Origin of the sequence: Myxococcus sp. CA056 (assembly GCF_013336715.1) — a bacterium.
In the GTDB taxonomy this organism is placed as follows: domain Bacteria; phylum Myxococcota; class Myxococcia; order Myxococcales; family Myxococcaceae; genus Myxococcus; species Myxococcus llanfairpwllgwyngyllgogerychwyrndrobwllllantysiliogogogochensis.
Map to the genome: position 1 here is coordinate 13,426 of NZ_JABUMT010000008.1, position 15,859 is coordinate 29,284.

5 protein-coding genes are annotated in these 15,859 nt (G+C 70.3%); 1 reads left to right on the top strand and 4 read right to left on the bottom strand.

The window, feature by feature from the left end; translation table 11 throughout:
- Positions 1-5: 5 nt before the first annotated feature.
- Together HUA76_RS27990 and HUA76_RS27995 are read right to left on the bottom strand one after the other, a co-directional pair.
- Complete coding sequence (locus HUA76_RS27990; protein WP_174462572.1) at positions 6-4,568, bottom strand: type I polyketide synthase; 4,563 nt, start codon at positions 4,566-4,568, stop codon at positions 6-8.
- Positions 4,569-4,575: 7 nt separating this feature from the next.
- Positions 4,576-11,049, bottom strand: a complete 6,474-nt coding sequence (locus HUA76_RS27995) for a MupA/Atu3671 family FMN-dependent luciferase-like monooxygenase (RefSeq protein WP_174462573.1) — start codon at positions 11,047-11,049, stop codon at positions 4,576-4,578.
- A gap of 381 nt (positions 11,050-11,430) precedes the next feature.
- On the opposite strand from HUA76_RS27995, the gene HUA76_RS28000 reads away from it, so the two are divergent.
- Positions 11,431-12,783, top strand: coding sequence for a cytochrome P450 (locus HUA76_RS28000; protein ID WP_174462574.1), 1,353 nt, complete (start codon positions 11,431-11,433; stop codon positions 12,781-12,783).
- Between the two features lie 27 nt (positions 12,784-12,810).
- On the opposite strand, the gene hppD is transcribed toward HUA76_RS28000, so the two are convergent.
- Both hppD and HUA76_RS28010 read right to left on the bottom strand, forming a co-directional pair.
- The gene (gene hppD / locus HUA76_RS28005) at positions 12,811-13,884 is read right to left on the bottom strand and encodes a 4-hydroxyphenylpyruvate dioxygenase (RefSeq protein WP_174462575.1); all 1,074 of its coding nucleotides are present in this window, start codon (positions 13,882-13,884) and stop codon (positions 12,811-12,813) included.
- Positions 13,885-14,083: 199 nt separating this feature from the next.
- The gene (locus HUA76_RS28010) at positions 14,084-15,721 is read right to left on the bottom strand and encodes a cyclic peptide export ABC transporter (RefSeq protein WP_141644144.1); all 1,638 of its coding nucleotides are present in this window, start codon (positions 15,719-15,721) and stop codon (positions 14,084-14,086) included.
- Positions 15,722-15,859: the final 138 nt, after the last annotated feature.

A 15,859-nucleotide genomic window follows, 5' to 3' on the forward strand; every position in this document is an offset into this window, starting at 1 on the left:
CTGCTTCACTCACGGCGACTGCGCCGCTCCCTGCGCTGGGCTCCACGGTTCTGACTCGTCTCGAAGCTGGGGGACTCCTCCGGGGCGGGCAGTCCTCCCAGTCGCTTCGCCAGCGCGGCCACGGTGGGAGCCTCGAAGACGGAGGTGAGGGGGACTTCGCGCCCCAGCTCCCTCTTCAGGCGGCCGACAATCTTGAGCCACAGCAGCGAGTTGCCACCAAGGTCGAAGAAGTTGTCGTGGATGCCCAGCCGCGCCAGTCCGAGCTGCTCCTGCCACACCTTCGTCAGCGCCAGCTCCACGTCATCCGTGGGCGCCACGTACTCGGTGCCGAGCTGGGGCCGCTCGTGCGTCGCGCCACCCGCCGCGTCCGCGTGCTTCCCCGTGCCCTCGCGCCGCACCCACCGCGCGACGCGCGCGACCAGGTCGCCGGTGGACACCACCACCTGTCCACTCAGGGGAGACTCCACCACGCGGCGGAAGGCCTCCACCGCTTCAGTGGGCGACATGGCGAACACGTCGATGCTCGTGCGGACCTCGCGAGTCACCTCGTCCACGCCGGGCCAGCCGTCCCAGTTGGTGCTCAGCCACCGGGTCAGCCCCTCGCGCGAGCGGGAGATGGCGAAGGCATCCAGGAAGGCGTTCGCCGCGCCGTAGGCCGCGAGCCCCAATCCTCCGAGCACCGCGGCGTTGGAGGACACGAGCAGCACGAAGTCCAGGGGCCGGCCCGTCAGCGCGCGCTCCAGCGCGTAGGTGCCATGGACCTTGGCCCGGAAGTGGGGCGCGCAGGCCGCCGCGTCCAGTCCGGAGAGCAGTGCCACCGCGCCTTCACCCGCGAGTCCCGCCGCGTGAATCACTCCGTCCACCGCGCCGAAGCGAACGTCCGCCTCCGCGAGCGCCATGCGCAGCCGCGACTCGTCCGCCACGTCCGCGCGGACCACCAGCACCTCCGCGCCCGCTGCCTCCAGGTCCTTCACCGCGCGCTGCTTGTGCCCGCCCGGGTCCACTTCCAACCCCGCGCGGCTCACCAGGATGAGCCGGGCCTGATGGGCGCTCGCCAGGTGCCGCGCGAGCAGCAGGCCCACGCCACCCAGGCCACCGGTGATGAGGTACACGCCGCGGGCCTTGAAGGGCTGCGCCGCCACGCCATCCTGTTCGAGGCGCAGCGGCTCATGCGTCTGCGCCAGACGGTGTGTCCCTCGCCAGGCGACCACGGGCTCCGGGGTGTCGGAGGTGAGCTCGCGCAGAAGGGCGCTCGAGGCCATCGCCACGCCGCCAGGGCCCAGGTCCACGTAGCGGCAGGCCAGGGTGTCGTGCTCCTGGGGAATCACCTTGCACAGCGCGGGCAGGGTGGCGTGCTCGGGATTGACCGCGTCCGTGCTCTCCACGTCGAACGCTCCGCGCCCCACCACCGTCAGCTCCACGGGGCCGGGAAGGGACCCCTCCGCCAGCGCGCGCGTCAGCCGCAGCAGGGGATGGAACCCGCGCTCCTGAAGCTGGTCGAAGCGGGCCTCGGCCGACTCGTGCTCCGCGCCGTCGAGTCCATCCAGGCTCCACAGGTGGACGATGCGCTCCACCTTGAAGTCCTTCGCCCTCAGGGCCAGCAGCAGGAACGTGGGCTCCTCCGCGTCCATGGGGTCCAGGCTGAAGTGGTGCCCGCCCAGTTCCTGGAGTCGAGCACCGCGTGACACGCGCGCCACGCGGTGACCCGCGCTCTCCAGTCGCGCGGCCAGCGCCTCGCCCACTCCACCCGCATCCACGAACACGACCCAGTCGCGCACCGTGCTGGCGCCCGCACGAGGCAGGGGCAGCGGCGCGCGACGCCACGAGGGCAGGTAGAACCAGCCGCCGACGTCCGACGTCTTGCGCGCCGCGCCTCGCCGCTGAGCGGACGGGGCCTCCGGTGCGAGCCAGTAGTCCTGTCCCTCGAAGGGATAGGTGGGCAGGGGCACGCGCAGGCGCCGCTTGTCGCCGCGCACCGCGTTCCAGTCGACGCCGATTCCCGCCGCCCAGAGCTTGCCGAGCGTGGCGGTGAGCAGTTCCTCGTCGGGCACCGGGTCCTGCGGATGGCGCAGCGAGGGAAGGACTGGTGGCGCCTGGGGCCCCGTGAGCTGGAGGCGCGCGAGCGTGCTCAGCGTGCGGCCGGGGCCGACCTCCAGGTAGACGCGGTGGGGCAGCTCCGCCAGCGTGCGGATGCCATCGCCAAAGCGCACGGTCTGCCGCAGGTGACGCGTCCAGTAGACCGGGTCCGTGGCCTCCTCGGGCGTCATCCATGTGCCGGTGACGTTGGACATCAGCGGCAGCGTGGGCGCGTTGCGCTGGAGCGTCCCGATGAACTCCTGGAAGCGCGCGAGAATCGGCCCCACCAGATGCGAGTGCGCCGCCACGTCGATGGGGATGTGACGGAACTCTACCTCACGTCGCGTCAGCTCGGCCGCCAGGGTCTCCACGGCTTCCACCGTGCCGGCCACCACGCACTGAGAGGGGCCGTTCACCGCCGCCAGGGACAGCGTCTCCCCCAGCAGGGGCCGCACTTCCGACTCGGGCAGCGGCACACTGAGCATTCCGCCACCCGGCAGTTCCTCGAAGAGCTTGCCGCGCAGCACCACCAGCGCCAGCGCGTCCTCCAGCGAGAAGACGCCCGCGAGACAGGCCGCCGTGTACTCGCCCAGGCTGTGGCCGATGACGGCCTCGGGCTTCACGCCCCAGGACTCCCAGAGTCGGGCCAGGGCGTACTCGATGGTGAACAGCGCGGGCAGCGCCAGCGAGGTCCGCTTGAGCCGCTGGCTCGCGCTCGCCGCGGAGTCCGCGTCCGGGTACATGACGGGCTTCAGGTCGAAGCCGAGTCGGGGACGCAGCAGCGCGCAGCACTGGTCCACCGCTTCGCGGAAGGCGGGCTCGGCGGCGTAGAGGCCCCGGCCCATGTCCGGGTACTGCGCGCCGCCGCCCGGGAACATGAAGACGGCTGAGGGCGTGGCGGAGCCGGGCGCGAGCGTGAAGAGTCGCTGCGGATCTCTCGTCTCCAGCACGCGCACGGCATCGTCCCTGTCGCGGCACACCAGCACGCGACGGAGGTCCAGCGCCTTGCGCCCCAATTGAAGCGTCCACGCCACGTCCGCGAGCTGCTGCTCGGGATGCGCCTTCAGGTGCGCCAGCAGGGCGGTGGTCTGCTTCTCCAGCGCCGTCTGCGTCCGGGCGGAGAGCATCAGGAGCTGCCAGTCGCGAGGCGCATCGCCCGGCCGGACGAGCGGGGACTCTTCCAGGATGAGGTGCGCGTTGGTGCCGCCGATACCGAACGAGCTCACCCCCGCGCGGCGCGGCGTGGCGCCTTCGGGCCAGGGCGTGAGCGCGGTGTTGACGTAGAAGGGGCCGTTGGCGAAGTCGATGCGCGGGTTGGGCGTCTCGTAGTTGAGGCTGGGGGGCAGCTCCGCGTGCTCCAGGGAGAGCACCGTCTTCACCAGTCCGGTGACTCCCGCCGCGGCGTCCAGGTGGCCCACGTTCGTCTTCACCGAGCCCAGGCCGCAGAAGGCGCGCTTGTCGGTGCCGGCGCGGAACACGGTGTCGAGCGCCTGCACCTCGATGGGGTCTCCGAGCGGCGTGGCGGTGCCGTGGGCCTCCACGTAGCTGATGGACTCCGGTGTCACCTCCGCGATGGCCTGGGCCCGGGCGATGACCTCCACCTGGCCCTCCACGCCCGGCGCGGTGAAGCCCACCTTCATCGCGCCGTCGTTGTTGATGGCCGAGGCGCGGATGACGGCGTGGATGGTGTCGCCGTCGTTGAGTGCATCCTCCAGGCGCTTGAGCACCACCACGCCCGCGCCGCTGCCGAAGAGCGTGCCCTGTCCCTTCGCGTCGAACGCGCGGCAGTGGCCATCCGGAGAGGTGATGCCGCCCTCCTGATAGTGGTAGCCGGTGCGCTGAGGGACGTGCACGGACACGCCGCCCGCGAGCGCCACGTCGCACTGGTAGCCCAGCAGCGACTGGCAGGCGAGGTGCGTGGCGACGAGCGACGTGGAGCAGCCCGTCTGTACCGTCAGGGCCGGACCCTTGAGGTCCAGGTGATAGGCCACGCGCGTGGCGAGGAAGTCCTTGTCGTTGGCCACCATGGCCGGGAAGGTGTCCTCGGCCTGCTGGAACTCCGCGCGCGAGAGCAGGTTGAAGAGCAGGTAGCTGCTCAGGCTGGAGCCCGCGTAGATGCCCGTCGTCCCCGGGATGCGCCCCGGCGCGTAGCCCGCGTGCTCCAGCGCCGTCCAGACGCACTCCAGGAAGATACGGTGCTGCGGGTCCAGCAGCTCCGCCTCACGCGGGGCGTAGCCGAAGAAGCCCGCGTCGAAGCGGCCCGGCCGCTCCAGCACCGGCGCCGCGCGGACGAAGTGGGGGTTGGCCAGGAAGGCCGGGTCCACACCCAGGGATTTCAGTGCGTCGTCGGAGAAGAAGGTGATGCCCTCTACTCCGTCGCGCAACAGGCGCCAGAAGGCGGCCACGTCCTCCGCGCCGGGCACGCGCACGGCCATGCCAACGATGGCCACCGCCAGCCCCAACTCCCCCTGGTACTCCGTGTGACGCCCCATGAAAGTCCTACCCCTGTTTCCTGGCCCGTTGCTGCTGTCGTTTCAGGCTTTCGAGCTGGCGCTTCGCCCGGTCCTGCGCCGTCTCCACCGATGAGGCACCCGCCGGAGTCCCCTGCCGCAGGAAACGCGCGAGCGCGCTGACGGTGGGGTGCTCCAGCAGCTTGAGCAGCGGCAGCTCGCCCCCGAGCGCCGCCTTGAGTCGTGCGTGCACCTGAACCATGAGCAGCGAGTGCCCACCCAGGTCGAAGAAGTTGTCGTTCACGCCCACCTGCTCGACCTTGAGCACTTCCTTCCAGATTTCGGAAATCTGCTGCTCGAGCTGGCTCTGCGGCGCCACGTAGGCCGCGCGTGAGGAGCGCGCCGCGGTGGGCGCGGGCAGGGCCTTGCGGTCCACCTTGCCGTTGGGCGTGAGGGGCAGCGCCGGCAGGTCCACCACCAGCGACGGCACCATGTGCTCGGGCAGCCGCTGCGCCACTGCGTCGCGCAGCGCCGCCGCGTCGACGGCGTGTCCGTCACGCGCCACCACGTAGGCGACCAGTCGCACGTCGCCCGGGGTGTCCTCGCGGGCCACCACCACCGCCTCGCGGACCTCGGGGCGCGCGCTGAGGACCGCCTCGATTTCACCCGCCTCGATGCGGAAGCCGCGCACCTTGAGCTGGTGGTCCACGCGGCCCAGGAACTCCACCGTGCCGTCCTCGCGCCAGCGAGCCCGGTCTCCGGTGCGGTACAGCCGCGCGCCCGGCTCGCGAGCGAACGGGTCCGGCAGGAAGCGGTCCGCCGTCAGCTCCGGACGTGCCAGGTAGCCGCGCACCACGCCCGCGCCGCCGATGAAGAGCTCTCCGGGAACGCCCACCGGCACCGGGCGCAGCCGCGCGTCGAGCAGGTAGAACTGCGTGCGCAGGAACGGCGTGCCGATGGAGACCACCGGCCCGGCCTCGCTCTTCACGTCGTGCGTGGACGACCAGATGGTCGTCTCCGTGGGGCCGTACATGTTGAGCAGCCCGGAGCCCTCGCCCAGGACCTGGCGCAGCGACGCACCCAGGGAGGAGGGGAGGGCCTCGCCGCCGACCATCAGCCGGCGCAGCCCGCCCACCGCTTCGGAGGACTCGGGCTCGGCCAGCAGTGCGCGCGCCAGTGACGGCGTGCATTGCAGGTGCGTGACGGCGTGCTCGCGCAGGTTGAGTGGGATGGAGCGCGCGGTGCCTGAGCGACGGCCATCGCGGTCCGCCTGGAGCTTCACCTCGAGGAGCAGGGGGAGGCTGGCCAGCACCGTGTCCGCCGGGATTCCGAAGTCGATGAGGCACCCCACCTCGTCCACGCCCAGGGCCCGCAACCGCTCCATCTGCTCGCGCACGGAGCGCGGTGTGCCGAACAGACCGCTCGTCTCGAAGTAACGCTCGAACGCCTGCGCCGCCAGCCGATCCAGATCCGCCTCGGTGGCCGTGTTCAGGTCCACGCCCAGCGTCTGCCCCAGGCCTCGCATCAGGTCCGCGGAGCTGCGCAGGTAGTCGCGGAAGGGCTTCTCCACCACCGAGCGCACCTTGGCGGCGTCCTCGCCGATGAAGGTGTGCAGCATCAGCGTGACGTGGCCGTCACCCGCGTGGCCCGCCGCGCGCCAGGCATCGCGGTAGAGGACCAGCTTCTTCTCCAGGTCCTCCCACGTCTGTCCCAGCAGGTGGGTGAGGACATGGCAGCCCAGTCGTCCCGCCGTGAGGAACGTTTCGGGGTTGCCCGCCGCCGTGAGCCACACCGGCAGCTCCTTCTGCACCGGACGGGGCCGCAGCGTGACGTCCACCTGCGCGCCCGCGCCGCCCGTCATGCGCAGCGTGTCACCGCGCCAGAGACGGCGCACCGTGTCCAGCCCCTCCAGCATCAGCTCGCGCCGCTTCTCGTAGCGCTCGGGCGCGAAGACGAAGTCATTCGCGTGCCAGCCGGAGGCGACGGAGATGCCCACGCGGCCCCGGGACAGGTTGTCGACGAGGGCCCACTCTTCCGCGACGCGGACCGGGTGGTGCAGGGGCAGCACGACGCTGCCGGCGCGGATGGCCACGCGTTCCGTCACGGCGGCGATGGCGGCGCCCGCCACGGAGGGACTGGGGTACAGGCCTCCGAAGGCGTGGAAATGGCGCTCCGGCGTCCACACCGCCGCGAAGCCATGGCGGTCCGCGAACTTCGCGCCCTCCAGCAGCAGCCGATAGCGGTCTCCCGACGACGCCTCCGCGTCATCCGCGAAGTAGAAGAGGCTCAGCTCCATCGACTTGCGCTTCGCGGCCGAGGCCCGGGCGGGCGCCTTGATGGACGCGCCCTCGCCCTGCACCACGACCTTGAAGCCGCGCGTGAGCGTCCACAGCAGCTCCAGCACGGAGATGTCGAAGGAGATGCTGGTGACGGCCAGCCACGAGCCCACGGGCTGGTGGCCGATGCGCGCGTCCATCGCGGTGAAGAAGTTGGCCACGCCGCCGTGGGGCACCATCACGCCCTTGGGCCGCCCCGTGGAACCCGACGTGTAGATGACGTACGCCAGGTGGGCCGGGCTCATGCCGAACGGAGGCGGGCTGTCGCGCCGCTCACCGTTGGCCAGGGCCACGCTCTCCAACGTCACGACGCGCGCCTTCCCCGGGGGCACGGTGCCTTCCAGGTGCGTCTCGGTGAGCAGCACGGCCGCGCCGGAGTCCTCCAGCATGTATGCCAGCCGCTCGCGGGGATAGTCCGGGTCCAGGGGCACGTACGCGCCGCCCGCCTTGAGCACCCCCATCATCGCGACGACCATCGCGGCCGAGCGCTCCACGCACAGGCCCACGCGCACCTCGGGCCCGACACCCATCAGCCGCAGGTGCCACGCCAGGGCGTTGGAGCGCGCGTCCAGCTCCGCGTACGTGAGCGTCGCGTCGTCACCCACCACGGCCACCGCGTCGGGCGTCTTCGCCGCCTGGGTGCGGAACTGCGCGTGGATGCACGCGTTGTCGTCCTCCGACTCCGAGGGCGTCAGGTCATTCCAGTCCACCAGCAGCCGCCGCGTCTCCTCGGCGTCGAGCAGGGGCAGGTCCTCCACCCGCGTCTCGGAGGAGTCCACCGCCGCGCGCAGCAGCGTCTCCAGGTGCTTCGCCAGCCGCGCCACGGTGGCGGACGAGAAGAGGTCCGTGCGGTACTCGAGCGCACCCGTCAGGCCGTCCGGCGTCTCCGCGAGCGACAGCTGGAGGTCGAACTTCGAGGTGCCCTCCACCGCGCCATCCGGCACGGGCAGCACCGGCTGCCACTGCATGCCCGGCACCGTCAGGTCCGTGGGAGGCAGCGCCTCCAGCAAGAGCGCCGTCTGGAACAGCGGGTTGTCCGCGCCACCCCGAGGGGCTCGCGCCGCGCCGACGACTTCCTCGAAGGGAAGGTCCGCGTGGGACAGCGCCTCGTGGAAGGTCTGCCGCGTCCGGGAGAGCAGCTCGCGGAAGCTCGGCTGGCCCGCGAGGTTCGCGCGCAGCACGAGCGTGTGCGCGAAGAAGCCCACCACGTCACGCAGCTCGGGGCGCTCGCGGTTGGCCACCACGGTGCCCACGGCGAAGTCCTCCTGCCCGCTGTAGCGGTGCAGCAGCGCCGCCCAGGCCGCCGACAGGGTGACGAAGAGTGTGCAGCCCTCGCGACGTCCCAGCGCCCGCAGCGACTCCACCAGCGGACGCTCCAGCGTGAGCCGGTGCAGCGCGCCCTGGAAACCCGGCTCTCGGGGGCGAGGGAAGTCGGTGGGCAGCTCCAGTCGTGACAGGCCCGCGAGCTGCTTCGCCCAGTACGCGCGCTGTCCGTCCAGCAGCGCGCCCAGACCCTGCTGCCAGCGCGAGAAGTCCGTGTACTGGAAGGCGGGCAGCGGCAGCTCGGCGGTGGCTCCGGAGACCTGGGCCCGGTACAGCGCCGCCAGCTCACGCGCCAGCACGCCGATGGACCAGCCATCCGTGGCGATGTGGTGCTGCGTCATCAGCAGCACGTGCTCGTGCTCACCGAGGGCCACCAGCGACGCGCGCACGGAGGGACCCTCGGCCAGCCGGAAGGGCTCTCGCGACTGCTCCAGCGACAGCCGTCGCAGCTCTCCTTCGCGCACCTCGGGCTCCAGCGTGCGCAGGTCGAACCGGGGGAGCGCCAGCGGGGCGGGGGCTCGAGTCACCAGGCGCGGCTGTCCCTCCACCTCGGGGAAGGCCGCGCTCAGCATGGGGTGCCGCGCCAGCAGCGCGTCCAGGCTTCGGCGCAGGGCCTCCGCGTCCAGGGGGCCCGTGAGCCGCAACTGGAAGTGGAGGTTGTAGAGCGCGCTGTCCGGGACCAGCCGGTCCAGGAACCACAGCCGCAGCTGGCCCGACGACATGGGCAGCTCACCCTCGCGAGGCCCCGAGGTCAGCGGCGGCGCGACGAGCGAGGCCACGGGCCGGATGCCCTGCCACGCCTCCAACAGCCGCGCGGCGGCCGATTCCAACGTCGGGCTGGTCCAGAGGAAGGCCGCGGGCAGGGCCACGCCCAGCTCGGACTCCAGCAGGCCGTGCAGCTCCAGCACCATCAGCGAGTCCAGGCCCAGGCTCGCCAGCTCCGTGTGGCCCTGGAGCTTCGCGGCGTCCAGGCGCAGCGTGCGCGCCACGGCGTACCGCAGGAAGTCCGCGACATGCGCGGGGCGCTCGGCCTCGGACGCGGAGGCCAGCAGCTCCTTGAGGGGCAGGGACGGCGTCGCGGGTGCTTCGATGACCTCGGGCTCCGTCACGGAGGCCTCGACGATCTCCAGCTCACCCGCGAGGTATGCGGCCTTCGTCGCGCGCCGCTGGATCTTCCCGCTCGACGTCTTCGGGATGCTGCGCGCCTGGAGCAGCACCACGCCATGCGCGTGGACGGAGTGCTGCTCCGCGAGCACGCGGCGCACCGAGGCCACGACGGCCGAGGCATCGAAGCCGTCGCGCACGTCCACCTCCGCCGCGAGAACCAGCCGCTCCTCGCCCTCCACGTCCACGCTGAAGGCCGCGCAGCAACCGGCGCGGATGGCGCGGTGGGCGCGCTCCGCCTCCAGCTCCAAATCCTGGGGATACAGGTTGCGGCCCCGGATGATGAGCAGGTCCTTGAGCCGTCCGGTGACGAAGAGCTGCCCTTCGGGCGACAGGAACGCCAGGTCTCCGGTGCGCAGGAACGGGCCCTCGCCCGAGGCCAGCCGCGCCTCGAAGGCGTGCGCCGTCTCCTCGGGCCTTGCCCAGTAGCCTTGCGCCACGCTCGGACCCGACACCCAGACCTCGCCCACGGCGTTCGCCGCGAGCGGCTCACGCGTCTCCGGATGGACGATGAGAACCCGCTGATCCGGCGCGCTGATTCCCGCGCCCACCAGCGTGCGCACGCGCGCGCCCTCCACATCCGAAGCCGGCGCCTCCGCGCGACCCTGCTCCAGCGACTCCGCGGTGAAGCGTCCGTGGACGAAGGCTTCGCCCTGCGTGCCACCCGTGACGATGAGCGTCGCTTCGGCCAGGCCGTAACAGGGGTAGAAGGACGTGCTGCGGAAACCACAGGGCGCGAAGGTGTCCGCGAAGCGCTCCAGCGTCTCGCGCCGCACCGGCTCCGCGCCGTTGAACGCCAGGTCCCAGCTGCCCAGCTTCAGCTTGGCCCGGTCCTCCTCCGTCGCCTTCCGCACGCACAAGTCGTAGGCGAAGTTGGGGCCGCCGCTGCATGTCGCCTGGAAGTGGGAGATGGCCTCCAGCCACCGCAGCGGGCGCTGCAGGAAGGAGATGGGCGACATCAGCGTGCAGGGGAAGCCGAGATACATCGGCTGAAGCACTTTTCCGATGAGCCCCATGTCGTGGAACATGGGCAGCCAGCCCATCCCCGACGAGCGCGACGCATCCAGCCCGAACCCTCGGGAGATGAGCGCTTCGTTGTGGAGGATGTTGGCATGGCTCACCATCACCCCCTTGGGATTGCCCGTGGAGCCGGACGTGTACTGGAGGAACGCCAGCGTGCCGCCCTCCAATTCCGGGCGCCGCCATTCGGCCGCTTGAGACTCCGGCACCGCGTCGCTGGCCAGCCACGGCAGCTCCGCCAGCTCCGGCGCCTGCGGCTTGAACAGCTCCGACATCTCCAGGATGAAGCTCGTGGTGAGCACGTAGCGCGCGCCGCTGTCCTGGGCGATGGCGCGCAGGCGGGGCAGGGTGCGCTCCAGCCGTGTCGGGTCCGGCGGATAACAAGGCACCGCCACCACGCCGCCGTAGAGACAGCCCATGAAGCCCGCGACGAACTCCATGCCGGGCGGATACAGCAGCAGCGCACGCTGTCCCTGCGCCCCGGAAGCCCGCAAGAGCGCGCCCAGCGCGCGCGCCCGCGTGTCCAGCCGTGCGTAGCTCCACTCCTCGATAGGGCCGTCGACGTCTCCCGATTCGAGAAAGCGATACAGCAGCGAATCACCCTGTGTCTGCGCGCGATGGCACAGCAGATCCACGAGGTGGAGAAAGTCACCCGGTGACGGCTCGTTGCGCTGTTTCATCCCTGCTCCCAGGCGGACGGCTCGCGAAGTTGGTTCCGCGGGCCCGAGGAGTAGGCCGCTCCTGGGACCGCTTCAGTCCAGTTGGCTGCTGGTGAAGACCTCGCCCCTCAACAGCGGGCGGATTCGACAATCCGCCTCGCGGGAGGTACGGCCATGGAGCTCCCCCCGATCTGCCGCGAGAGGCCCGCTACCGCGCGGTGGCACGGCACCGTTGCTGGGAGCCGTGAACGAGGAAAATTAGGTCGGAGGTGAAGCATGCCCTCTGCCTTCATCCCTTGTTTTATCTGGAATGTCTAGTCAGCCTCGAACCGCGCTAACTCCTTGGTTTGTCAGGGGGTCAGGCACTTCTGATAAACTGGTGGGATTCGCTCCCGAGACCGCATGGCTTCGACTCCAGCTTCGCCTTACCCCCCGGGTCCCCGGGGTCTCCCCATCTGGGGCAACCTCCTGAGCCACGAGAAAGACCCGTTGGGTCTCTTCGTCGAGAGTTTCCGAGCGCATGGTGACGTGGTCCGCTTCAAGTTGGACGCCAAGCCCACCTACATGTTGAGTCATCCGGACCACGTCCGGTACTTCCTCACCGAGAACGCCCCCAACTACGCGAAGCCGGAGCTGGTGGACGACCCGTTCCTGGGCAACGGGCTCTTCGTGAGCGAGGGGAACTACTGGCGGCGGCAGCGGCGGCTGGTCCAGCCCGCCTTCCACCGGGAGCGGCTGGCCGGCCTGCTGACGGGCATGGTGGACCTCATCCAGCGCAAGCTGGCGCAGTGGGAGGCCGTGCGGGAGCCGGGGCGGCGGTTCGACATCGCGGAGGAGATGGGGGTGCTCTCGCTGCGGATGACGACGCGGGCGCTGTACTCGGATGAGCCCGACGAGCCGACGGCGGAGGCCATGCGCCGGATGATGTGGATGCTGAACGACCGCGGCTCGTTCCTGTACCGGCTCCTGAAGTTGGAGCGGCTGCCCATCTACAAGAAGAAGTGGGCGGACTTCTTCGCCACGTTGCGGCTGCTCAATGGCAAGGCCAAGGAGGTCATCGTCCAGCGCAAGCAAGGCGGTCCCGAGGACGACATCATGGCCATGCTGCTGGCGGCGAAGGACCGCGACACCGGCGAGGGCATGACGGACAAGGAGCTGCGCGACGAGTTCATGAACCTCTTCTCCGCGAACGAAGGCGCGGGGGCCGCGCTGGCCTGGGCCTGGCATCTGTTGTCGACCCACCCGGAAATCGCCGACCGGCTGGCCGCCGAGAGCGCGGCGGTGCTCGGTGGCGGGGCGCCGACCCTGGAGTCCCTGCCGCGCCTGCGCTACGCCATGCAGGTGTTCGAGGAGACGCTCCGGCTCTATCCCACGGCCTGGAAGCTGGTGCGCGTGGCCAAGGAGGCGGACACCGTGGGTGGCTACCGCGTGGAGCCGGGCACGGTTGTCGTCGCCATCACCTACGTGCTGCACCGGCACCCGGAGTTCTGGTCGTCACCGGAGACCTTCGATCCGGACCGCTTCGCCCCCGAGTCGCGCGGGGCGCGCCACAAGTTCGCCTACATTCCGTTCGGCGCGGGCCAGCACATCTGCATCGGCAACAACCTGTCGCTGATGTTCGGCGCGCTGGTGCTGGCGATGGTCTCCCAGCGCTTCCGCCTGCGCGCCATTCCCGGGCGGAAGGTGGACATCTATCCGGGCATCTCGCTGCTCCCCCGGGGCGGACTGCCGCTGACGCTGGAGCCCCGGAAGTGATGTGACGTGCGTGGCCGCGGGCTCGTCTCAGCCCGCGGCGCGCGTGGCCTCCTGCTCCTTGGCCGCGTAGAGCGCCTGGATGTTGGCGCCACCGAAGCCTCGGGCCTGCTGCCGCTGGATGACCTCGAAGAAGAGGGTGCGCCGCGCGTGCTGGGAGCGGGTGAAGACCTGCAGCAGCACGCCCCAGGCGTCCCGGTCCATCAGGATGTTGCGCGCCTGGAGCAGCTCCCGGCGGAACGGGCCCAGGGTGCCGAGCCTCGCCTCCAGGTCCTCGTAGTACCCCCGGGGCGCGTCGAGCAGGCCCACGCCCCGCTGGGTCAGCGCATCCACCGCGCGGGTGATGTCGTCCGCGAGGAACGCCAGGTGCTGAACGCCCGAGCCACCATGGGCGTCGACGAAGTCCTCGAGCTGTCCCCTTCGCGCACCGGAGACGGGCTCCTGCAGCGGGAAGCACACCTGTCCCCCCGCGGCCTGCACCACCCGCGAGCTCATCCCGCTGTACTCGGTGCGCACGTCTTCCTGGTGCGTCTGCGCGAAGCCGAGCACGTCCACGTAGAACCCCACCGTGTCCAGCAGCCGGCCCCGCTCCAGGGCGAAGGCGAAGTGGTCCACCCCGGAGAACAGCGTCGCGCCGCCCGAGGGCCCCGCGTCCACCGGCAGGTATGCGCCCGGGAGGTACGCACCCGACGGCGTGTCGCGCTGGATGAACGAATGCACCCAGTTGCCTGGCCCCGCGATGGTGGCCTTCACCACGCGCTGGCCATCGGCTTCGTAGGTGAAGGGCTCGGCCACCGCCCGGGCGCCCCGGCTCACCGCCTCGCGAAAGGCCGTGTGCGCGTCCGGTGTCCCCAGCGCGATGTCTCGCACGCCGTCGCCATGGGCCCGCACGTACGCGGCGACTTCACCCTCGGCGCCCAGCGCGGACGTGACGACGAGCCGCGCGGCTCCCTGCTCGAGCACGAAGGAGCGACGGCCGGGCAGCCCCGTCTCCGGTCCACCGCTGGCCACCATCCGGAAGCCGAGCGCGTGGCAGAAGTAATAGGCGGAGAGCGCCGCGTCGCCCACGAACAGCTCGGCATGCTCCACCCGCGTGAGCTCCACTCGGAGAACCTCGATTCAAGTGGGCGAGACCATTCCAGGCCAGCCCGATGGGAGCGCGAGACGGTGATTGCGTTGCAATAAGTCTTATCACGGATTGCCGCCGTAAACCTCTCAGCATGTCATCCGCGAAAGGTGTCGGACGCTGTATCACCCGGTGCTCACGCCGAGACATCACGTGGGGCGATGTATCACCCGCGGCTCACGCCGAGACGGCGGTGGGGGCGGTGTCTGGCATGGAGACGAGCTGTCCTGACTCGAGCTTGAGCAGACGGTCGGCCAGGTGGAAGTAACGGTCGTCGTGGCTGATGACGAAGACGAGCTTCCCCTGGTTCTTCAGCGCGGGGAGCATCTCCCGGTAGAACAGCTCGCGGAAGAGGGGGTCCTGGTCCGCGGCCCACTCGTCGAAGACGTAGATGGGGCGGTCCTCCAGGAACGACGTGAGCAGGGCCAGGCGCTTGCGCTGTCCCTGGGAGAGCGACACCGTGGACAGCTTGCCGTCCTCCACGCGCACCTTGTGCTGCAACTGGAGCCGGGACAGGAAACCTTTCGCCTTCTCCTCGAGCCCGGGTTGGTCCAGGCCGAGCATGCGCTCGAAGAGGTGGAAGTCGAAGAACACGGAGGAGAAGAGCTGGCGGTAGGAGCGGCGGTTGGCGGCGGTGATGGGCACGCCGTCCACCCGCAGCTCCCCCTTCTCCGGCGAGTACAGTCCGGTGAGCAGCTTGGCCAGCGTCGTCTTGCCGCTGCCGTTGCCGCCCACGAGGAAGACCAGCTCGCCCCGGCGCATCATCGTGTTGATGGGGCCCAGGGTGAAGGTCGCGCCGTCCTGCTCGCGGTAGTAGGTGTGGGTGATGTCCACGAGTTCGACTCGCTCGAACTTCGTCGGCACGGCGCCGTCGGCGGGAGGCTCCGGGTCCGCCAGCGACAGGCCCAGTTTCTCCAACTTCTTCATCGCCACGTGGCTGCGAGACAGGGCGGGCCACTGGTTCATCAGGCCGTCGAGCGGCTGTTGCAGGTACAGCACCACCAGCGCGTACGCGGCCAGCGTGGACATCTCCACCGTCTGGAACCGGGGCACGCCGAAGAGGATGACGGCGATGACGGCCATCACCATGAAGCCGCCCCAGCTCCCGGTGATGATGAAGAGGTTGTTGGTCGTCAGCGAGACACGTGAGACCTCCTCGGCCGTCGGCTTGAGCTCCTTGTTGAAGAAGTCCTCGCTGCGCGCGTGGTGGAGCTGCAGCTCCTTGGCGCCGTCGATGAGCGTCCTGAAGTTGGAGTACAGGGCGTCCTGGCTCTCGCGCCGCTTGTAGAACTGCGAATACGCGTAGCGGTTGGGGATGGCCACGCTCGCCATCACCACGGCGATGACCGCGAGGATCATCATCAGGAGCGGCCCGGACAGCCACGCCAGGTAGACGAGGCAGCCCGCGAGCGTCGCCAGGCAGATGATGACGCCGGGGATGACGGAGATGGTGCTGTTGATGACGGCGATATCCTCCGTCAGCGCGGCCAACAGCTTGTGCGGCCCGGCGCTCTCCAGCTTGCTCAGCGGGGCCTCCAGCATGCGCCGACACAGCGACAGCCGGAGGTCCAGCAGGGCCACCTGCTGCATGGAGCTGAGCTGCATCTGAGACACGATGCGCAGCACCAGCACCGCCACCGCGAAGCCGAGGAACGCGGGCATCAGCGTCAGCGCGTCCGCCACCGTCCGGGACGTCAGCGCCTGGTTCATCACCGCGACGAGCGCCGCGCTGCATGCACCCGTGAGGATGCCCAGGAGCGCCGCGAGAATGATGGGGAGTTTGGACTTCTGGAAGAGCAGGGCGAGCAATGACACGACGGCTCCCGGAGACCCGGAGGGACCTGAGAATCGGGCCCTCGCCGCTCTCATACGTCATTGCCGCGCGAAGTGATACCCGGGGACAGGCTGCTTATCGGGTTATCATGGTGCCAGGCGGGACGGGGTTGCGCCGCC

Bases quoted from the DNA above. Each gene is read 5' to 3' on its own strand.
- HUA76_RS27990 (WP_174462572.1), bottom strand. From the start codon at position 4,568: ATGGGGCGTCACACGGAGTACCAGGGGGAGTTGGGGCTGGCGGTGGCC.
- HUA76_RS27995 (WP_174462573.1), bottom strand. From the start codon at position 11,049: ATGAAACAGCGCAACGAGCCGTCACCGGGTGACTTTCTCCACCTCGTG.
- HUA76_RS28000 (WP_174462574.1), top strand. From the start codon at position 11,431: ATGGCTTCGACTCCAGCTTCGCCTTACCCCCCGGGTCCCCGGGGTCTC.